The 21,779-nt window shown below is 46.9% G+C and carries 19 protein-coding genes; 4 read left to right on the top strand and 15 right to left on the bottom strand.

The genetic code is table 11. The annotated features are described in order from the left end of the window. Position 1 precedes the first annotated feature (1 nt). The 14 genes from NYE45_RS01120 to NYE45_RS01055 all read right to left on the bottom strand — a co-directional run bounded on the left by NYE45_RS01120 (position 2) and on the right by NYE45_RS01055 (position 15,042). Entirely contained in the window at positions 2–1,462 is a 1,461-nt protein-coding gene (locus NYE45_RS01120; RefSeq protein WP_340015245.1) for an alpha-L-fucosidase, read from the bottom strand. A 30-nt stretch (positions 1,463–1,492) separates the two neighbouring features. Next, entirely contained in the window at positions 1,493–2,257 is a 765-nt protein-coding gene (locus tag NYE45_RS01115; protein ID WP_340015243.1) for a copper homeostasis protein CutC, read from the bottom strand. 77 nt (positions 2,258–2,334) lie between these two features. Beyond that, positions 2,335–3,375: a sialidase family protein gene (locus NYE45_RS01110; protein ID WP_340015242.1), complete on the bottom strand. Its 1,041-nt coding sequence runs from the start codon at positions 3,373–3,375 to the stop codon at positions 2,335–2,337. A 217-nt stretch (positions 3,376–3,592) separates the two neighbouring features. Next, complete coding sequence (locus NYE45_RS01105; protein WP_062837718.1) at positions 3,593–3,784, bottom strand: hypothetical protein; 192 nt, start codon at positions 3,782–3,784, stop codon at positions 3,593–3,595. A 188-nt stretch (positions 3,785–3,972) separates the two neighbouring features. After that, positions 3,973–6,756, bottom strand: a complete 2,784-nt coding sequence (locus tag NYE45_RS01100; RefSeq protein ID WP_340015240.1) for a glycoside hydrolase family 3 C-terminal domain-containing protein — start codon at positions 6,754–6,756, stop codon at positions 3,973–3,975. A 421-nt stretch (positions 6,757–7,177) separates the two neighbouring features. Further along, positions 7,178–8,266, bottom strand: a complete 1,089-nt coding sequence (locus NYE45_RS01095; protein WP_340015239.1) for a low temperature requirement protein A — start codon at positions 8,264–8,266, stop codon at positions 7,178–7,180. Between the two features lie 60 nt (positions 8,267–8,326). Then, entirely contained in the window at positions 8,327–9,283 is a 957-nt protein-coding gene (locus NYE45_RS01090; RefSeq protein WP_340015238.1) for a ring-cleaving dioxygenase, read from the bottom strand. 132 nt (positions 9,284–9,415) lie between these two features. Beyond that, positions 9,416–9,643 carry a DUF896 domain-containing protein gene (locus tag NYE45_RS01085; RefSeq protein WP_076333539.1) on the bottom strand — a complete coding sequence of 76 codons (228 nt, stop codon included), beginning with the start codon at positions 9,641–9,643 and terminating at the stop codon, positions 9,416–9,418. A 254-nt stretch (positions 9,644–9,897) separates the two neighbouring features. After that, entirely contained in the window at positions 9,898–10,941 is a 1,044-nt protein-coding gene (locus NYE45_RS01080; protein ID WP_076210220.1) for an SPFH domain-containing protein, read from the bottom strand. Between the two features lie 46 nt (positions 10,942–10,987). Next, the gene (locus NYE45_RS01075) at positions 10,988–11,788 is read right to left on the bottom strand and encodes a TPM domain-containing protein (RefSeq protein ID WP_340015237.1); all 801 of its coding nucleotides are present in this window, start codon (positions 11,786–11,788) and stop codon (positions 10,988–10,990) included. Beyond that, positions 11,785–12,816, bottom strand: a complete 1,032-nt coding sequence (locus tag NYE45_RS01070) for a TFIIB-type zinc ribbon-containing protein (protein WP_340015236.1) — start codon at positions 12,814–12,816, stop codon at positions 11,785–11,787. Before NYE45_RS01070 ends, NYE45_RS01075 begins: the two co-directional genes overlap by 4 nt. A 36-nt stretch (positions 12,817–12,852) precedes the next feature. Continuing rightward, on the bottom strand, positions 12,853–13,557 hold the full coding sequence (locus tag NYE45_RS01065; protein WP_340015235.1) for a PspA/IM30 family protein: 705 nt from the start codon (positions 13,555–13,557) through the stop codon (positions 12,853–12,855). 204 nt (positions 13,558–13,761) lie between these two features. Continuing rightward, complete coding sequence (locus tag NYE45_RS01060) at positions 13,762–14,715, bottom strand: alpha/beta hydrolase (protein WP_340015234.1); 954 nt, start codon at positions 14,713–14,715, stop codon at positions 13,762–13,764. A 108-nt stretch (positions 14,716–14,823) separates the two neighbouring features. Next, a complete protein-coding gene (locus NYE45_RS01055) occupies positions 14,824–15,042 on the bottom strand; it encodes a hypothetical protein (RefSeq protein ID WP_340015233.1) in 219 nt (72 codons plus the stop codon). A gap of 229 nt (positions 15,043–15,271) precedes the next feature. On the opposite strand from NYE45_RS01055, the gene NYE45_RS01050 reads away from it, so the two are divergent. From NYE45_RS01050 to pdxA, 4 genes are all read left to right on the top strand, one after another. Beyond that, the gene (locus NYE45_RS01050) at positions 15,272–16,954 is read left to right on the top strand and encodes a PrpR N-terminal domain-containing protein (protein WP_340015232.1); all 1,683 of its coding nucleotides are present in this window, start codon (positions 15,272–15,274) and stop codon (positions 16,952–16,954) included. Between the two features lie 166 nt (positions 16,955–17,120). Next, positions 17,121–18,107, top strand: coding sequence for a 2-keto-3-deoxygluconate permease (locus NYE45_RS01045; RefSeq protein ID WP_340015231.1), 987 nt, complete (start codon positions 17,121–17,123; stop codon positions 18,105–18,107). 95 nt (positions 18,108–18,202) lie between these two features. After that, complete coding sequence (locus NYE45_RS01040) at positions 18,203–19,498, top strand: four-carbon acid sugar kinase family protein (RefSeq protein WP_340015230.1); 1,296 nt, start codon at positions 18,203–18,205, stop codon at positions 19,496–19,498. Continuing rightward, complete coding sequence (gene pdxA / locus NYE45_RS01035; protein ID WP_253504871.1) at positions 19,495–20,496, top strand: 4-hydroxythreonine-4-phosphate dehydrogenase PdxA; 1,002 nt, start codon at positions 19,495–19,497, stop codon at positions 20,494–20,496. Before NYE45_RS01040 ends, pdxA begins: the two co-directional genes overlap by 4 nt. 215 nt (positions 20,497–20,711) lie before the next feature. Here the strand turns inward: pdxA and NYE45_RS01030 are convergent, their stop codons facing one another. Continuing rightward, complete coding sequence (locus NYE45_RS01030) at positions 20,712–21,635, bottom strand: AraC family transcriptional regulator (protein WP_340015229.1); 924 nt, start codon at positions 21,633–21,635, stop codon at positions 20,712–20,714. Positions 21,636–21,779 lie beyond the last annotated feature (144 nt).

Below are 21,779 nucleotides of genomic sequence, written 5' to 3'. Positions count from 1 at the left end.
GTTACAGCCCTCCCCGTTCACTTAGATATATGCCCAACCCGGACAACGTAGGGTACCATCTGGATTCATGAATGGTTAATCGCATCCTTCTCGATGTGACCTGTGGGAAACAGCAAATTCGCTTATACCCCACCACCGTCCCCGTGTAGAACGCTTCCCAACCACCATCTGCCGTCTGTAACTCCAGTGTAAAACGCTCAATCCGTTGACCTGTCTGGATATGCTCCATCAGCACCACCCGGTCAAATGATCGTTCCTCCCGCAAATCCAGCTCAATCCAAGCCTGCTCCGTTCCTTCAAGGGGACGCCAATACGTATCCCGGTCTTCTGTCAGCACTTCTGATACGGCATGTTGTTCATCCATCGTCTCTGATGCTTTTACCAGCGCCTGAAAGGCGAAATTTTCCTGAAAAATGGTGCGCAGCGAATCTCCCAATTCCTGTAGTCGCTCGACATCCGTTTCGTGAATGAGACCACGCGTATCCGGCGGCAGATTGAGTAAAAAGGTGGCATTGCCCCCCACTGCGCCGTAATAGACGGAGAGCAATTCTTCCAATGTTTTGACCTGATCATCTTCACTGGCATGATAGAACCATCCCGGGCGAATTGAAGTATTCACCTCAGCAGGGTACCAGATCAGTTGGTCACTTTGGAAACGAATGACCTCTCGACTTCCCAAATCACTGTCCTGCGTATTGATCCTTGTGGCAAACTCACCATCATCCACCTGCTGCGATTGCTCCTGAATCTTCTCATTATCCTGCATATATGCTGGCACGACGCTCCATTCCGATTCCCGCGTATGCCCTGCCTCATTGCCGCACCAGCGAACATCCGGACCACATACCGAGATGACAGCTCCCGGCTGAAGTTCACGAATAAGCGCATAATAGGCGTCCCAGTCATAGATCTGCCTTTTACCATTCGGACCCTCCCCACACGCACCGTCGAACCATACACAGAAGATGTCGCCATAATTCGTGAGCAGCTCGCGCAACTGTTGGAGGAAAAACTCGTTATATCTCTGCGAATCCCCATAGGAGGCTTCATGGCGGTCCCAAGGAGAAAGGTACACGCCAAACTTCAACCCTCCCTCACGGCAGGCATCTGCAACTTCCTGAACCAAATCCCCCGCACCATTCCTCCATGGACTTGCCGCGACCGTGTGCGCTGTAAACTGACTTGGCCACAAACAAAATCCATCATGATGTTTACACGTCAAAATCAGCCCTTTCATCCCAGCAGCCTTGCACGCCTGCACCCATTGCGCTGCGCTCAGTTCAGAAGGATTGAAAATAGCCGGGTCTTCCTCCCCAGTGCCCCATTCCCGGTCCGTGAATGTATTTACCGTAAAATGAATAAATGCATAGAACTCCATCTCCTGCCACCTCAACTGGCGTTCCGATGGGCTTACCTGTGCTGCGGACTTAATCCATTCGGATGTTTGCAGTTCTTGATTCATGGCGTATCACTCCTTTTATTTCGTGCATTCCTATGTCACTAGGCCTCCATCGCTTGGACCGCTACTCATTGCACTACTATCCATGAATTGCTGTGATGCAAACCATAACTGCTGCTTGGCTTCTTCGACCAAATGTGGATCAATGGGATAATTAAAGCTGCCTTCGGACCTGACGCCTGATCCCATATGTATCTCTGTGATACCTGTTTGTTGGACGAGGGTCTGAATCCCGTCTACGGTTATCCCCGAGCCAGCCATGACAGCGATGTTCAAGGTTTGGCCCAGTTCCTGAAGCTGTTTCAGTTCCAGCATCGCTTCAGGCGCTACCCGTTTCCCTCCCGATGTAAGCACACGCTCGACGGTACCCAATTTGTTGATGACCTTGAGCGTCTCAGTCAGGCTTGCGCTCACATCAATCGCACGATGAAACGTAACGCCGAGCCCCTGAGCTTCGGCCATACATGATTGCAAGGATAGGAGATCCACTTCACCAGCTTCTGTAAGGGCGCCGATCACGATGCCAGCAGCTCCAAGTTCCCTCGCCACGCAGACATCCCGGGTCATGGCACGGACGTCATCTGCGCTATAGCGGAAAGAGCGACTGTGTGGACGGATCATGACATACACTGGAATGGAGACTTGTGATACTACTTGCTCGATGACACCATAACTGGAGGTAAGCCCTCCTTCGGACATCGCTGATACCAGTTCAATTCGGTTTGCACCACCCTGTTCTGCGGCTCTGGCATCTTCCACATTCACAGCGATGACTTCCAATACAGGCTGTCTGTTCATAAGGGTCACTCCCTTGATCATTATCGTACTTGTAAAGTGCTACGCTCCATGACATATAGGACCGACAAAGCGTATCATCAGCGCTCCTGCGGTCCTTCTTCATCGTTATGAGTGACGGTTAGTTTCCAGAACGCGACCCGATCCCTTTTCCACGTATAGGTGACATAAAGATCCTTCCCTTGAGATACAATCGCCGGATACGAGTATTCCCCCGGTTCATTTTCCAGCACATATTCATCACCCCAGGTCTGACCATTGTCCGTTGAAAAAGTAATCATCAGCGGGGTTCGAGGGCTCTCTGTTGCATATCCACTGACCGGATTGTAGACAAGCACAAGCAAGCCATGCTCCATGCGTATGGCATCAATTCCGCTATTGTTGTTGGGCAATTCTGTAGCGTAAGCTTCACACCATGTGCGTCCACCATCTGGCGAATCACTGCGAAAAATAACCCCTTCGGTACTGCGCAGAAGCATGTGCACACGCTCTCCACCAGAAGACCACAATGTAGGCTGGATCAGCCCCTTCGCAAACCAATGCTCCGCCCCAACATAGGTGGACAGGTCCATCGGCACATGCGTACTTTTCGTCCATGTTTCCCCGTGATCTGTTGAGATATCGACAAAGGACTCCCAGATCTGCTTGCCTGATACCTCAGGGTCCAATCGTTCAATGGATGCGGGAGCCAGCATTGTTCCATCCTCCAGCTGAATAGGTTTGTTCCGAACCGGCCCACGACCACCAATATCGCCGGGCACCAATTCCCGAGAAGCCGTCCACGTATATCCACCGTCCCCTGAACGAATGATACGGGTATGCCAATCCGTAATTTCATGCCCTACCTTATAAAAGAGCATCAGCGAATCACCCTGTGCATACAGCACCGGGTTCCAGTGCGCAATACCTTCCTCATCCGCAACTTTACGTGGAACAGACCACGCTCCGCTATGATCCTGCCTTGCGAGCCAGATCGCTACATCACTCGCCTTCTCATGCTGACCTGCAAACCATGCAACAAGCACACTGCCATTCGGTAAAACAGCAACGGTGGACGCATGACTGCTCTGAAAAGGCTGACCTTCCTGAAAGATATATTGTTTGTCGGCAATGATCTTCATGAATGGATTCTCCTTTGGGGACCGGGATGGGCTAGCAAATAGAGCGTGCAACGGACATCATGTACTTTTCCTGATGCTTTTTGTTATTTTTGTTATTATTAACGTTATTATTTATTAGCAATAGTCTAAAACGTTAGGATCAGAACGTCAATACAAAAAAAGACACCCGGAGGGTGTCTTCATGTCTTGGATAACCTTTCGGTTATCCGAGCTTTTTCTATTTTTTACGCCGAGCCTTCGTCATTCGATTAAACATAATCAGTGCAGCAATGATCATGGCTATCATGGCAATATTACTCGCCACTTCTTGTGATAGTCCGAAAAGAACTCCCAGGTTAGTCACCAGGCCTCTTACAATCAGCGCCACTACAACCAGCAGGATTGGACTCAAAAAATTATAATTTCTCATTCTTCGCAACACCCCTGACCCCATTGTTCAGAACTCCAGAATCCCATAACACTATCATAACAGTAGCTATTCCGTGTTACAACAAAGGACACCCGCGAACAGTGTCCTTTGTCATACCAACGTATTCTACTTTTGATGACAGAACAACCTTTCGATTGCTGTTATCACCTGATATATCCGACTATCTTCTACACCTGCTTGAATTCGATCCAATCAATCTGGAGGCCTGGTTTTGTGAAGTCCAGTTTCAATTCATACAGTCCTGCTTCAAGATCTACTTTGACAAGCTTCTGTCTGATCCATTTGCCTTCCGTACCATTCGTTTGGATGGTGGTCACCAACTGATCATTCAGGAGCAGGTTACATGCACTTTGAGCCAGTTCCGGCTCAGGGGACATGATCTGTACGATAATCCGGTAATGGCCTGCCTCGTCCACTTTCATGTAGACGGGTTCAGCTACTTCAGGTTTCACCTGTGCGTTCTCAACCAGCGCCTGAGCTTGTGTAGCAGATAGAGAAGCATTCGCTTGGAACGAAGCGACGTTCTCCACGATCTCGTGTTTTCTGCCGGACACCGGTGCATTCATGATGAACTTGCAGATGTTAATCGCAGAGCGTTGCAGTTCTCCGCGCGTAAGTGTTCCATTTTCCAAAGATTCAATCGTGTTATCATCCCAGCCGTTGATCTCTGCGCCGTAGTTCGGTACAACCATGTAGAGATCATTCTGCGCACGAATCATCCAGTTGGTGTATTTGCGATCCGCCTCTCCACCTTCGGTCACATCGTTCATAATCGCCCACCAGTCGGTCATTACGATACCCTCGAAATTCCATTCGCCACGGAGAATCGTGGTGTTGAGATCATAATTGGATGCCGCCCAGTGTCCGTTAACCGGGTTGTAAGAGGTCATGATGGAGTTCGCTCCGCCTTCTTTTACAGCGATTTCGAACCCTTTCAGGTAAATTTCACGCAGTGCACGTTCGGAGACAACGGCATCTACTTTACTGCGGTGTTTCTCCTGGTTGTTGCAGGCAAAGTGTTTCAGTGTGGCATTGGAACCACCCTTCATAATACCTTTCGTACACGCCGCGGCAAATACACCCGAGATCAGTGGATCTTCAGAGAAGTACTCAAAGTTCCGGCCATTGAGCGGGCTCCGGCGAATATTCAGTCCAGGTCCGAGCAGGGTATCCACCTGATTTCTCAGCAGTTCCTGTCCTTCCATCACATACAACTCTTCAACGAGATCTTTGTTCCATGTCGCCGCAAGCAATGTCCCAATGGATACCTGTGTTGCCTTCTCGCCACTATCCATACGAATACCGGACGGGCCATCTGCCGTACATGCTACCGGAATACCGTAGTTGAACAGGCTGTCGCTGACACCACCAAATGCAGATGCCGTTCCCGAAGTAACGAGCGGGCTGCTCATGCCTTCGCCTCGGATAATTGCCGCCAGATCCTGATCACTCAGTTGAGCGATGAAGGCTTCCAGACTCACTTTGCCAGCCTTAACATCACTCAGCTTGTGGCCCTGGTTACCCGTCTGCTCCAGCGTTTGCGGGAGATTCTCTTCAATCCGGTTCGCCATGGATACTTTACGCTTCGGCACTTCGGCATAAGTCAGTTCATATGATCCATCTTCCTTGCGCAGACCCGGTTTCATCCGTGTAAAATCTTCAGTTGGGGCCATTGCTTCTTGCAGTTGCTCCACCAATTGAAGGGATTCAATAACATAGCCATCCTGACCATCGATGCTGATGAGCTGCACTTGTTTCACACTGGTTCCTACATGCAGTCGGTATGTGCCTTCTTCCAATACGTACGCGGAAGCAAGACCTGTAACACCCGCATCATCGTAGGATGCCATGGCATTGATCGGGAAGCTGATCGTCAGAAGTTCTGACTCGCCCGGCTGCAACAATCCTGTTTTGCCGAATGCTACTAAAGCCTTCACCGGTTGTCCCAGTTTGCCTTGTGGTGCTTCATAATAAACTTGCACAACCTCTTTGCCCGCATATGTTGTACCTGAGTTGGTCACATTGACACGAACTTCAATGTAGGTTTCGCCGTCTTTGGACACGGATTTCGCTTCTTCGTGTTGGGTCAAAAACGTCGTATAAGACAGGCCGTAACCGAATTCAAACTGAACGCGCTCAGGTCGAAACGTTTCGAAATAACGATAACCTACATAGATATCTTCCTGATACAGGTTCTTGAACTCATTGCCGTAGTTGCTCGTCGAAGGGTAATCTTCGATGGAGTATGCAATCGTATCTGTCAATTTACCGCTTGGTGTAACGTCGCCCGCCAGCACATCAGCAATCGCATTACCACCCTCCATACCGCCATGCCAGGAGTAAATTACACCTTGGATCGGATGTAGATACGTTTCGTTTAACCAGCTCATATCAATGATATTCGAGACATTCAGCACAACGATCGTGTGTTCAAACTGCGAAGTGACTTGTTTTAACATCGCTTTCTCATCTTCTGTCAGTTGGTAACTTCCTGGCGCATCCGCATTATCCTGATCTTCCCCTGCTGTACGTCCAATCACGATAATAGCTTTGCTGGACTTGCTTCTAGCCTGTGCAACAAGTTCATCCGTCAAAGGCATTTCTTTCTGATTCCATGGCTCGGCTGCCCATACTTTTCCGCCATCATCGAATGGATTTTCTTCAATCCACTTCTCATAGACAGCTGCAAGCTCTTCATTAACGGTAATATTCTTTTTGCTGCGAAGACCATCCAACAGATTGGTTGTATAGGCCACATGAACGCTACCGCCTGAACCCGTGCCGCTGCGATAATAATTGACTTGAATTCGTCCAAAAACTGAAACGTTTTCGTTTTCGCGAAGCGGAAGCACCTGGCCTTCATTTCTGAGTAAAACGGCTCCTTCTGCGGCAACCGTGCGACTAAACTCTGCAAACCCTTCCAATGGAACTCCGATTTGATGTGTGCTCAATGATTTCCCTCCTGATTGTCATCCCCATATCTACGAATCGCTATATATAAAATGAACTCACAAAACGTCACTCGGCCACTACTATGACAGAACAACCCTTCGATCACTCTTATCCCCCGATTTCTTGATTCCCTTTTCCTAAGGGAGAAATCCGTTGATAAAGGCGAACGCTTATGCTTCTTCAGGTTATTTCTGTCCTCTCCGTTTTCATGTTTGTTTCTTACGCTCATTTTATAAAAAAGATATTCTATGATCTGGTAGATTCACTTGTACATAGTCTCATATTAACAGATTCTATTGAAGAAATTAAATTAGATTTGTGCTTTATTGATATAATTAAGACTTGTTCACAATTAGTGGCATAACAAAAAGCCACGGACGTCTGTTGTCCGTGACTTTTCTTCATTTTAGATTACTCATATCAAGTCGTAAGTTTCGCATACACCAGGAAGAACAACATGTCTTCGCCCATGATGACATAGCCTGGAACTCGATAGACCAGATCTACAAGGACAAATGCCACCAGCAACCCTACCATCACCGCCAGATGACGTGGCCGGAGTCGTAGATGTGCGTGTCTGTAACGGTGGAACACAAGGGAGGTCGACAAGAAATACAGTAGCGCTGATCCAAATACAAACCCGAGCATGAACACATAGTTTAACTGATTCTGATATAACAGCTGAATTGATGCCGCGATCATGCTCATGGAGATGTAGATGAACAGATGGCCGTATATGATCGCTTGCCCGGCAGTCTGAATCTCTTTGCTGACCTTTTTCTCCACGTTGTCGAAGTACTGCCACCACATTGCAATGACAAATATGGACGTAAAGGCGGCAAACAAGATGGATTTCATGTCCCAATGATCGGCTTGCAGCACAGCGATAATGCTTACCACCGATTCACCCAGCAGGATAAGTGTAAAGAGTGCGAAGCGTTCCAACAAGTGATGGGTCTGAACCGGTACTTTTACCAGATTTTTACGACCGATCAGCGGAAGCACAATGTCCACAGCAATCCCCACATACAGAATTAAGTAGCGTAACCATGAATCGAAAAACAGTGAACCTGATGAGATTAATATCCCAATAAGGAAACAGATGCCCAAGTAACGAGCGGCTTGCTGTTGATGCTCGCTTTTTGACTTGTGAGCCGTCAGATACTGAATGGCCGTAAACGCCCGTGAGCCGATATACCCGATGAAGAAGGACAGATAATATTGGTCAAAATGGGTAGAGAGGCTCGCCGTCATGACCATAACGGACAGAAGCTGAAGGATGAGGAATATTCGATGGATCAGGATGTCTTGACCATAACGGTTAATAAACAAGGTCTGACCGACCCATGCCCACCAAACAGGGATGAAAATAAGCACAAATTTCATTAAATATTCAAACGTAATTACTCCGTGTTCGGCATGCAACAAGACATGGCCCGCTTTAGAGACCGCTGCTACAAAGAGCAGATCGTAGAACAGCTCCAGCCAGGTAACCTTTTTCTCCATCATCCTTCAATGCTCCTTTGGTTTCATTTACACTTACACTTTGATGACAGAATAACCCTCCAATTAATTCGCAGCTGTAGCAGGTACGAGCGTTCTTACTTCGATCGGTTGCAGATTATCCTCAATCTGTGGACGGTATTTCTCAAACCACTCAGGCAGCATCAATTTTTGTCCAAGCGAATCAGCAGGTTCATCTTTGGCAAAGCCCGGAGGATCTGTAGCAATTTCAAACAGAATGCCACCAGCTTCTCTGAAGTAAATTGCGTTAAAGTACTGACGATCCCGAACTGGAGTCGGTTGGTACCCGTAATCACGTACAGCTTCGCTCCACTGTGCATGCTCCTCATCGTCTTTTGCGCGCCATGCAATATGGTGCACGGTTCCTGCGCCGCCCATACCCAGAGGTATACGGGTCACTGGAACATCTACGACATTACCGATATCCCCACTGGACCGGAAACGAGCATACTCTTCATTTTCACTCACTCTGACAAATCCCATGATTTTCTCAAGAGCATCCATCGTTCTTTGCGGATTAACACTGAACAGGACAGCACCGCCGAAGCCTTTGATCGCTTTATCGGTTGGAATCCCTTCATGCGCCCAAGTGCTGGTTGCTCCTTCTTCCCGTTCAACAAGCTCAAGCCGCAGGCCTTCGCTATCTTCGAATTGAAGCAGCTCTTCATTGAAGCGACTTGTTTTGGTTACCTCAATGTTATACTGTTCCAACCGGTTCTGCCAGAAGCCAATCGACCCAGGAGGAATGACATAGGAAGTGATGCCGACCTGACCTCCGCCAATTTTGCCCCGTGGTGATCCAGCCGATGGGAAGAAGGTAATGATGGTACCCGGGCTTCCGTGTTCGTCTCCAAAGTACAAATGATATACATCAGGTGCATCGAAGTTAATTGTTTTTTTCACGAGACGAAGTCCCAGAACTCCGGCATAAAAATCAACGTTGGCCTGTGGATCGCCTGCGAAAGCTGTAATATGGTGAATACCTGCTGTTTGAATAGTCATGATTAATTCCTCCTTGGTTTGGTAAGCATGTTTTAAATTGATTAGGTGTTAGAGATATTTGAGTTAGTTATTTGATTTATAGTAAGTTTGTATTATCTTTAAATTAAGATATATGGTCTAGCGAATAATATGCTAGTCGTTATTTTGATTGGCCTGTTCTTGTTTCAATTTATCAGGAGTCACGTCATCGCCGTTTGGATCATAGATGGTTGCATTCAGCAGAATGTCGTTGACCGAACCGCGAAAAGTTTGCAGATATTCCTTGCGAAGACGAGCCTGTTCCTCTTTCTCCATCTCCGTCAATCCGCCCTCTTTGGCTTTTCTTGAAAGTTCATTTATTCTGGTCAATGTTGGGATCATCATCTTGATCTCTCCTCATGTAATGGATTAAAGATATTTGTTTTGGCTTGTTATTTATTTATATTCAAATTAAATATCTTAAGTTAAAGATAAATGATTTGTGATCGGTTGTCAACTCTTTTATAAAAATTAAATGACTGCACCCGTTCCTCTGCTCTACTCCATGTTGCTTTAAGTATGACTCCAAACAAAAAAGGGCTAGCTCCGCAGTAATTTCACTTACTACGAACCTAGCCCTTCATGTATTTAATTCATTAGCCCAGCTTTTGACCACAGTTCGGACAGAAGTTGGCACCTTCATTTTTGGCTCCACAGTTTGGGCAGAAGTTTGGCTTCTTGTTGCCTTCTGTAGATGAAGATGTATTCGAATCACCGTTGCTATTTCCCGCTGGTTTCTGGTCGTTATTTTGATTCTGAGATGAATTGGAATTATTGTTCTGGTTTTGGCCTTGGTTCTGGTTCATGTTTTTCATCATTTCATTGGCCATGTTCATACCCATCATCATGCCCGCCATATCCGAAGCTGCGCCGCCGCCCTGTACTTTACCGGATGAGATGCCGTCTGTCATGCTGACCTGTTGATACTTTTGCAGATTACCAATCATCTCATGCGAAGCGGTCTTTGTAATCATATCCTGAATCTCTTTTGGATAGTTGAAGCTCATCACTTGGAAACCGGTAATCCCAATGCCGATGTCCATCATCTGCATATCCAGATCTTCCTGAATCCCCTTGGCAATATCCGATGCATTGGCCTGCAGGTTGAACATATCCTTCCCTTCACGGCTAATCCACTTCATTAGAAGCTGATCCAGCACTGAAGTGATTCGGATTTTGACATCCTCGACCAGATAACTCTGTTTGATGCCTGCAATCTTATCAATCAGGGTCACATAGTCACTTACTTTGAAATTAAATGTTCCGTTGGCCCGAATCGGCATCCCGCCCGGGAGTTGTGGTGTTGGAATCAACACCGGACTTTGTGTGCCCCAGCGCACGGTGAACTCTTTGGTATTTACAAACAAGACTTCGACCCGCATGCCGCTGTTAAATCCGAATTTGAACCCTTTTAAGGTAGAAAGAAACGGAATGATCTCGGAATCGATATTAAATGATCCTTCGTCCTCGAAAATCCCTTCCACTTTACCGTTATTCAGGAAAATGGCGTCCTGACCCGAACGGATAATGAGTTTACTCCCCTTCTTAATCTCCCGGTTGCTCCACTTCCAAAATATCATGTCATCTCTGAACTCTTCCCATTCCACCACATTCGAAAATTGATTTCTGAAAAATCCCATACTCGTTCCCATCCCTTCTATTTAACATAATTCGCAGACTCCGTTACTAAAACGAACCTCTACTTCCACTGTGTGAATGACCGCCTCGGGAGGTACCTCCACCTCCGCCGCCTCCACCGTTGTTATTGTTCTTCTCGATTTTGCGCTTGGTTACGGTCGTACGGATATAACGATCCTGACGATCAATTACACTGGAATTGCTTGAATCCTCATAAGTCGCACGATTGACCGTGACACGCCCCCCGGAACGATAGGTCATCATACCAACAACAATACCGCCAAGAACTACAGATACTCCCAACTGAAACCAGCCGTTGAACAAAATGTTGTTCGGATTCACACCGGGTTCATACCCCATATATTTGTAAGAGAGCTCAATGTATTTCTCAAATGCGAGTTTATAATCCCCACTGGACAATTCAGAGGTAATTCGGTTACGGATAGAATCTAGTCGCTGATCACTCAAATATTCTTTTGCCTTATAAAATCCAGCCAGATACACTTCGCGATTATTCATATCCATCGTTAATATGACAGCATTGCCAAATTTTTTGTCGTACCCTAGCTCCTGCTTATCATAAAAATCTTCCGTTAAGAGCATAACATCCTGATTCTCAACATTATTTGTTGTCAAAATAACAAAGTCCGTCTGCCGTTCAGCGCCATACTGATTCGCAAGTAGATTCAGTTCACTGATCTCCTGCTCACTCAGCAGGTTGGCCTCATCGTAGATGAGATTTTTGCTCTCCGCTGCGGATGCCGATGACATGGAAATCAACGGAGCGACAAGGGTTATCATAAGTAAAATGAGCGTAGCCATCACGGCCAGAGGGGTTCTTTTCATCATAAGAATCCACCTCCCATCATCCAGGAAACCAGCTTCAGTGACAGCAACGAGACCGCAGAGACTCCTGCGAACCATCCGGCCACTTTGGCTTTGCTGATCGGCGGTTTACCCACCACTTTACCTGTCTGACCATTCATGGCAAAGGTATACTGTGCACGATTATAGTCGTAGTTGACCATCCATACCGGGAGCAGCACATAGTCCGCATGTTTGAGCGTCGTATCAATCTGTTTGTCCGTGTAGCTCACGCTACTATATCCGGATACGGTTGAAGCAATATAAGAATCAATGTAAGATCTCGTTTTATCCTTGGCCCGTGGGAAAAGTTCCTCGTCCGTATAACTGTATTTTTCCGCAATGTACCCCGCCAGATACGGGGTCTTGAACAATTTCAGCTGATTGTATGGAAAAGGCTCCAGCTTATCCATCAGCTCATCCTTCATTTTCTCCGATGCATCGATGGGCAGATTCACGTAATTCAGCCGAATCCGGCGGTATATATCGAAATGCTGAGTTTCCGTGTAATGGTAGTCACCTTGGGTGTAGGATCTAACCTTGGTGCCACGACCATGCACTTCGATTTTGTTATGTAACTCGTACAACCAGAACGGCACGTACATGCCGGTAATGCTCTGAATCCGATCGGCGGACATGAAGCCACTTGGCGTTAAGAGGCCGTTTTTGCACCACTTTTTGAAAGCCTGCTTGGCTTGATCCTTGTTAATGGAAAAGGGAATTACCATCGCAGGGGCCAAATTGCCCGTCAGCCGATCACTCAGTACAACCGCTGCACCGCAGAAACTGCATGTCGTCGCACTGGTCTCCGGTTCTGTCACAATGTCAGCTCCGCAGCTGTTACAGTGGTATTCCTTGACCTCATCTTCCGTAAACACTTGTCTCTTCAACGGATCTGGAATCTGCTCTATGTTGTCCTGGCGGCCGCAGCTCGGACAGGATAATGCACCTGACACACTGTCAAAGATCATGCCACTGCCGCAGTTGGGACATTTATATTCAATAACCGGCATCTGCTCACCTCAATGTTAACGAAATGGTGTAACGTATTACTTATTCTTCAACTTCTCCTGGATCGCTGCGAGTTCTTCCTCCGCACTTGGCAACACACTCTCATTATTACCCGCATCCGCATTCATGTCCCTCTCCAACTGGGCAATTAATTCGTCCAAATCATCTTCCTGTGCTCCAGCGCGTAGTTCTGCCAAAGCCTCCGCTTCGTTCAGCGCCTGATTCGCCTTGTCTTCCATGGCCTTCAATGCGGCATCAGCTCTACCCGCAGATGCATTCCGTTCGTTCGCCTGTTGCTGCGCCTTCACATCTGCCATTCGGCCTTTCAGTTCTGCATGCCGCGCTTCCAGTTGCCCCAGATCGGCAACGAGCTTATCATTCATATGCTTCATCATCTTGGCTTTGGCGGAAGCACGTTCATATGCGGCATGTAATTCGTTCAATTTGTCAGCCAGCTTCACTTTCTTCTCTAGAAAACCACGTGCCTTGTCTTCGTCTCCCGACTCCGCTGATTTCTCAGCGTACCGCTGTAATTTCTTGACCTCGGCACTGCACTCATCCAATGCTCGCTTCGCCCGGCTCTCATCTGACAGCACCGCTGTCGTCTCCGCTTTTACCTGACCCAGATCACTGCTCAGGCTGCGCATATACTCATTCACACTCTTCTCCGGGTCGTCCGCCCGCGACAGCATGTGGTTCACATTGGCCTTCATCACGTCTCTAAACCTCGATAAGATTCCCATTACTTGTTCCTCCTCCGAAAAGTTCATATGTATACTATAATACATGAATACGCCCACATACGTTTCACATTTCACGATTGCAAGTGGAGTTAATACGATCCAAATCCATACTATAACAACACAATATAAGAAAAGACGAGCACTTATAGTGTCGCCTTATAATCCAAAAATCCTCTCCTAATTCTCAGTATCTTTCTTCCTCAATCACAGTTCGTTAATGAACAGCACACTTTCCTCTGCAATCCGATCTGGATCCGTATTATGTATGTAATGACCAACATCTAAAAGCTGATATTGTCCCTTCTTCACAGACTCGATATAACGTATTAGGTACGTTTGCCAATTCTCAAGCGGTAACTCTTCACCATTAGATATGAAAAAATACATCGGCACATCCGGAATTCCCTGTGTGGCAACTTTTGCTGCATTCTGTTTAATCAGATTGACTTCATCATTTATATTTGAAGTCTGCGTATTCTTGTAGAATAGCACACGGTAAAGTTCCTTTTCCTGAGGAGATAGATGATTCTCCTTAATTGCAGCGGATGAATCCACAATCCCGGGGAAAAAGCGTGTAATTCCCATTCGTGCTCCCAAACCTGTCAGACTCATCATGCCTCCCGAAGGCAAAGGATATGCTTCATATACCTCTGGAATAGCAGGGTCCAATCCAATGATCGCCTTCACTTCGGTTGGATACCGTTGTGCCCAATATAATGCTTCAATGCCTGACATGGAATGCGGAAACAACACATATGGTGGATTCTGGCCTGCTAAAGTCAGCGCTGTTCTGGTTTCTTCCAATATCGTATCGATATCGCGGGACACCTTGGCCGTTTCACTATAGCCATAGCCTGCCTTCTCCACCACAGCAATTTTGTATTGTTCCGACAATCTGGAGTAAAGTGCCTTGAAATCCAATACAGGAGCGGATGTGCCCCCACCTGATAGAAATACCAGCGTCTGTGACCCAGCGCCTTCTGTATAGACATGCATTTGGTGATTATTCACGTTAACCATTACACCTGGCGGCGACAGAATACTCAACTCACTCTTAAGCTTAATTGTATGATTCGTGAAACTAATTACAATAAACACTAGCATGACACCCAATATTGCCAAGGCACCATACCCCAATCTCTTCAACACAATTCTCATTGGTTCCCCTCCAACATGATGTACACTCTTATTTATTTTACCATGTACATTGGAAGTTATATGAGATTTAATCCTTTTCTCATCGCGCTCTAATAAATCCCTCCCTAACTACGGCTCAACTGGAAGGCTCTCCACCGCTGTGAAAAACACATCCAACAGCTCAACGTTATACGTCGTGCGGACGTATTCTTCGATCCGAGCTAACCCTTCTTCCCTCTGATACTCCAGACATGGGCGGCCCTCACTCCACAGCACCCTGCACGGGAACTTTCCGACAACATCCTTAATGATGTGATCCGGTTCAGCTACTTTATGAATATCTCCCATATGAAATTTCCTCATTTCTCTATACTTATCGTGTGCAATTATCCATTAATTTTGAAATAGTTAAGGATTCGATTCAGTGCACTTCATCACATTCAACTCGAAGAGTTATGGCGACATACCCCTTAGGTATTTTGCAGACATGACCGTGTTGGTTCTCCCAGAGGTGCCTTTCCTCCGCAAGTTGGCTATAATAAGGGGATCAATGATTTCTATAAAAGGCAGGAAAATTATGCGTACACGAGTTCATTTTATCGCTCCTTACGAATCGATGATTCCTATTATACAAGAGTGCATTCCTCGTTTTCCCCAGTTGGCCATTCAGACGGACGTGGGCGATTTGGCAAACGGTGTGGAATTAGCAACCCAAGCTGAGAAAAACGGTGCAGAGATTATCATCAGCCGCGGCGGAACCGCCCAACTGATTAAGAAAGCAGTGACCATTCCCGTCATTGATGTGCAGTTATCAGGCTATGATATGATTCGTTCACTTACCCTGGCAAGCCAGTTTAACGGCCAAACAGCCATCGTTGGCTTCTCCAACATCACCTCTGGTGCACAATCCATTATTGATCTGATGGATCTGCCTCTCAAGGTCTATACCATACATAGCTCGGAAGATGTAGCACGATTGCTCTTGGAGTTGAAGGCTTCCGGGTACCGCCAGATTGTCGGGGATGTGATTACCGTCAACACCGCGAAGACCTATGGTCTGGAGGGATTGTTGATCCAATCTGGCCAGGAATCCATCCTTAGAGCGATGGAGGATGCACAGCTGGTCTACCGTTATTTGAGCAAAAATCATGCGATATCGATCATACTGAATGACCTGGTGACACAGGAACATCCGAATTTGCTTATTTTAAATGAACGGAACGAAGTCGTATTCGAGAACCTGACCGATTTTGAGAAAAATCCGCTGACCGATAATCACATGTATCTAACCAACACCAGCCTGGATTTCCATCAATCCCAGATCCAAAATGTGTTTATGGTGGACGATTACCAACTCACGGTTAACGCCTATGAAACGACTCTGGACAACAAGAGTTACAAGGTATATATGCTGGAAAAAGGAAAACCCTATGCCTTTGCACAATTCGGCATAACAACGTTCACGGACGCATCGATGGAGCCCATTGTTGCTGAATCCCCTGCCATGCAGGCGGTATTGAAGAACATTCGGGCACTCTACGAGCATCATGAACCGATCTATCTACTGGGTGAAGCGGATTCCGGTAAATCTTTTCTGGTCAAACACATTCATCAGATGTACTCCGGTGGCGGGCTGCTATTACAGATCGATCTCACGCAAGTTCCGCCCGGTCATTTGCACAAGATACCACTAGCCAAGGTTCGGAATGTAGAGATTAACCGTATGGAAGCACGTATCGAAGATCCCGAGTTGCTCTCTTTTATCCAGAGCTGCCTTCAAAGCCGGATTGGCGTGTTTATACTTGGAGAACAGACCTTGAACCCACAGTGGTCTCTCGACCTGAAGCTTAATACGATCATGATGCCAAATCTTGCGGATAGACCAGAGGATCTGGCTCCACTGATGCAGCATTTCCTAACGGGTTACTACCAGAAATACGGAACTACTGCGGTGAGAATAAAAGAAGATGCACTACAGCTGATCCGGGATCAGATCACACATATGAACGTCAACCAGTTGAAGCATCTGATCAAGCAGGCTGCACTTAATGAACAGGACTATGTAATTACCACCGCTACCTTGTCTCGTTTACTGGATCAGCAACCTCTTTCAAGCCAAATGAAGTTGAATGGAACTCTGAAGGACATCGAAAAGGAAGTTATTCAGTTCGTGCTTCAGGAGGAAAATAATAATCAATCGAAGGCCGCAGAGCGTCTGGGGATTAACCGGGCCACATTATGGCGTAAACTTAAAGATTAACTTTAAGTTTGCGTCTTTTTTATCGCCTTTATGTGTTGCATTTTTAAACAGTTTACTATGTATTTTAAATTTACAATAATTTATTGTTGCTATATTAAACGATATGGGATAACATAATCCCTGCAAGCGCTTCATAAAAACGATTACTTCATAAGGAGCTACTACTATGAACATTAAAGCAACTTTAGATCGCATCCCTGGCGGTATGATGGTCGTTCCTCTGTTACTCGGTGCAACCATTAATACATTCTTCCCAAATGCCTTGCGCATTGGCGGATTCACGGAAGCTCTCTTCGTTAACAGTTCCAGTACATTGATTGCACTGTTCCTGTTAATTGCCGGTACACAGATTACATTCAAAACGGCTGGTTCATCCGTCGGTAAGGGTGTTACCTTGCTTGTCGTCAAGTGGGCGATCGGTGCAGCACTTGGTCTCGTTGCCATTTTGTTTGCCGACTCAAGCGGGTTATTCCTGGGTCTGGCCCCACTTGCCATTATCGCTGCGATGACCAACTCTAACGGTGGTCTTTACATCGCACTCGCTGGTCAATACGGTAAAGAAGATGACAAAGCAGCCTATCCATTCCTCGCGCTCAGCGATGGTCCATTCCTAACCATGGTAGCGCTCTCCATCTTCGGTGCGATGGGCTTTGCCAACGGCATGTTCTCTCCTATGGCATTCGTTGCTGTATTGCTTCCGCTCATCGTTGGTGTCATTATTGGTAATCTGGACCGCAATCTGGCAGATTGGCTGCACAAAGGCAGCGACAAACTTGTTCCGTTCTTCGCCTTCTCACTGGGTATGGGAATCAACTTCTCCTCGATTATCCAAGGTGGACTCGGTGGAATCATGCTTGGCGTTCTGACCGTGCTTCTCACAGGCGGAATCGGATACCTGTTGTTCAAAGCCATCGGCTGGAACCCCATCGTCGGTGCTTCCGAAGGTTCAACAGCCGGCAATGCGGTAGGTACACCTGCTGCCATCGTGGCTGCTAATGCTTCATTTGGCCCAATTGCCGAGATTGCTACGGTGCAGATTGCGGCGAGCGTTGTTACTACGGCCATCCTCTTGCCGATCTTCATCGGGTTCCTCTCCAAACGACTGGAGAAATCAGGTGGAGTCGAGAAATACAATCAACGACCAACCACATAAAGGGTTTTCACCTGATTTAATGTGCTTAATCTATGCTTAATGGATGATCTGAACGAACTTTTTATTAAAATGTGCTCACAAGGAGGGATGACTGCATGAAATTAGCCATTATTGCAGATGATTTGACCGGTGCCAATGACAGCGGGGTGCAGCTTGCCCGTCATGGCTTAAAGACCAGTGTTCTTTTTAATATGGATGAGGAGCCTCTTACGCGTTACGATGCCGTCGTCTTTGATACAGATAGTCGTTCCATATCCTCGCAGGAAGCGTATGACCGTGTATATCGGGCTGCTGAATTGCTAACGAACAACGGATTTGAGACAATTTTTAAAAAGATGGATTCGACCATGCGTGGAAATATCGGCATCGAGATCGATGCCCTATATGATGTCGTCAAACCTGACTTTATGATGATCGCTCCGGGCTATCCGAAGAATAACCGTACCATCCATGAGGGTATTCATTATCTGAACGGCGTTCCGCTCGCGGATACCGAGATTGCGAATGATCCGAAGACGCCCGTAACTCTTTCCTACCTTCCGGACCTGCTGAAACAACAGACGAATTATGAAGTGGGCGAAATAACGGTTGCTGATCTGGACGTTGGCCAAGGTCACATTCAATCGAAACTAGAACATTTCAAGCAAAATAACATTCCATATGTACTCGTAGATTCCACAGAAGAACGGCATCTGGAGATGATCTTGCAGATGACTCGCGAGCTGGATTATACCTTTGCCTGGGCAGGGTCTGCTGGCATAGCCAACTACCTCCCTGCTCACTTCGAACTTGAATCCAAGTCCACCGAACTCACGATACCCGAGAATCCCGGTCCGGTCCTGACGGTTGTGGGCAGCGTAAATAAAAACTCCCGCGAGCAATTGTATCGCTTGCTGCGCCAATCTAAGATTGCATCCGTTTCATTCCACTCTTTCAAAGCAGTATCCGCAACCGCAGATCGCGCGGAAGAGATGGAACGTGTCTATAACGAGGTGAGATCCAAAGCACTGGAAGGACAAGATGTCGTCCTCTACTCCACCGCAGAACAAGTGGATATCGAACTGGCACGGGCAACGGGCGAAATTCGCGGTCTCAATCACACGGAAGTCAGCAACGAAATCGTACTCGCGATGGGTGAGATCTGTGCCAGACTGTTGGAAGAGAGGCTTTTCAAAGGGGTGTCCATGACTGGTGGCGATACGGCAAAACAGATCTGTCTGAAATGGAATATTAGCGGCTTCGAGCTGCTGGATGAGCTTGAAATCGGCGTGCCGATCTCCAAGTTCATCGGGATTGATGATCTGCATGTGGTTACCAAAGCAGGCGGATTCGGTAAACCCGATGTCTTTATCCATGCGATTCAAAAATTAAAAGGGGGTATTCTGGTATGAAACCTACAATTGGAATTACAATGGGCGACGCAGCAGGTATTGGACCGGAGATAATTATGAAAGCACTGGGTCATCAAGAGATGTACAATCAGTGCAATCCACTCGTTATCGGTGATGCGAAGATTCTGGAGCGTGTGTTGCCAGTCATCGGCTCAAGTCTAAACGTTAACGCGATTCAAGAGCCTTCCGAAGCAAAGTATGAATTCGGTACCGTGGATGTGATTGATCTGAATCTCGTTCCTGCGGATCTCGAATACGGTAAAGTATCTGCCGTGGCTGGGGATGCAGCTTTCCAGTTTCTCGCCAAAGCCATTGATCTTGCCAAAAAGCAGCAAATTCATTCTATCTGCACCGCGCCTTTGAACAAAGAAGCTTTGCACCAGGGCGGGCACCTGTACCCGGGACACACCGAAATTTTGGCTGACCTGACGGATACGCAGGATTTCTCGATGATGCTGACAACGCCTAATCTGCGCGTTATTCACCTGACAACACACATGGGTCTGATCGATGCCATTGCGAGTATTAACCCGGAAAGAACCTACACCGTGGTGAAGCTTGCCCATGATACGCTGAAAAAAGCAGGCTTTGAGAATCCGCGCGTAGCCGTATGCGGAATCAATCCTCATGCCGGGGAGAACGGCTTGTTCGGTAATGGAGAAGAAGAAGAGAAACTGCAGCCCGGCATTGAACGTGCGCAGCAGGAAGGCATTAACGTCGTTGGTCCCCTGCCGGCGGACACACTCTTCTTCCGCGCTGGCCGCGGTGACTTTGATATCGTCGTAGCCTGCTACCACGACCAAGGCCATGCACCGATCAAGGTGATGGGCATTGAGGAAGGTGTAAACATCACCGTTGGTCTGAAAGGCGGCATCATCCGTACGTCTGTTGACCACGGTACAGCCTTCGATATCGCCGGCAAAAACATCGCAGATGATAAAAGTATGCTGGCTGCCATCCGCTCCGCCATTGAGCTGGCACCGAAGGATCAAGTTTAAGAGTAGCTGTCATACAGGCACATGAGTGAGAGAGTGAGTCTGGTCAGGAGGACCCTCTCCAGATAGACGTATCTTTATATAGAAGGAAAAAGAAAAAGGCATTCCCTTTGTAACTTAGAGGGTTTGCCTTTTTTATTTGTCCTCTATCCGTTCTTGGCTGTCGCGATTTATGCAACACATCTCCACGGACATCCCCAGATTATCTCTGTCTTCAGTCAGCGCTCAGGTCTACCCGAGGATATCACTTCACGCTCGCTCTGCAATTCTCTGCTTCGGCGATATGCACTCGGTGACATGCCATTCAGTTTATTGAAGATGCGATTGAATTGAGAGAAGCTGGCGAAGCCGCACTGTGCTGCAATATCGGTGATTTTTTGGTTAGAGTTTAGGAGCAATTGTTGGGCGTTACGAATTCGGGTCATCTGAATATACTCGGTAAATGTAAAGCCTGTGACTTTGTTAAACTGACGGGATAGATGATGGGCACTCACGAAAAACCGTTTGGAGATCTCCTCAAGGGACAACTCGTTCTGATAATGACTGTGAATATACGATGCAATGGCATACATCCGCTGCGACATAGACGAACCTGTCTCTTCACGAACGTAGCTATTCTCTGCTGAGTATCGATGGATTGTACAGAGAAACTCAACGAATTTGCTATGAATTGCAACCGAATGAAGTACGGAGAGATTTTGTGATAGAGCAAAGATTTCGTTTAAAGGAGCCATTACCGCCTGGCGCAGTTCTTCTGTAAATCGGAATATCGGGATTGGTTCATCAAAGATCGAAAACAGTTCTGTGTAACCGTTCTCAAGACCGGGTGTATTGCGCGGCATGGCAAAGGTAATCATCAAGCGTTTGGGTGGCACTCCCTTTGGATATTGCGTTTTGTGCAGTAAAGAGGGTCTCAGCAGAACGATATCATACGGCTGAATCTCGTACAAACTACCTTCAATAATGTGCGCAGCCCTGCGATCCAGCAGAATACAGATTTCATAGTAATCGTGGAAATGCTGAAACTCCATATTCAGTTCATGAGAGCGTTCGTCATAATCCAGATGATAAAAAAGTGAATCTCCAGGCTCGTTCACATGGATCGCATATCCCTGCTCGTATGCCAAAACCGATGGTGTCATGGACATGCCCCCTATCCCGATTCTAATGAGTTTATTTTAGCATGAAATGCAATAAAAAGACGTTATTTTCAGCATACAATACATAGTTTCGCCCATTTCTCTTTTGGTATGATAAAGTTGATATGTTAGCGCTTGCAGTATTCT

Origin of the sequence: Paenibacillus sp. FSL K6-1318 (genome assembly GCF_037976905.1) — a bacterium.
GTDB lineage: Bacteria > Bacillota > Bacilli > Paenibacillales > Paenibacillaceae > Paenibacillus > Paenibacillus amylolyticus_A.
Note: the sequence above shows the minus strand (reverse complement) of the source record. Positions and strands in the feature narration are given on the sequence as shown.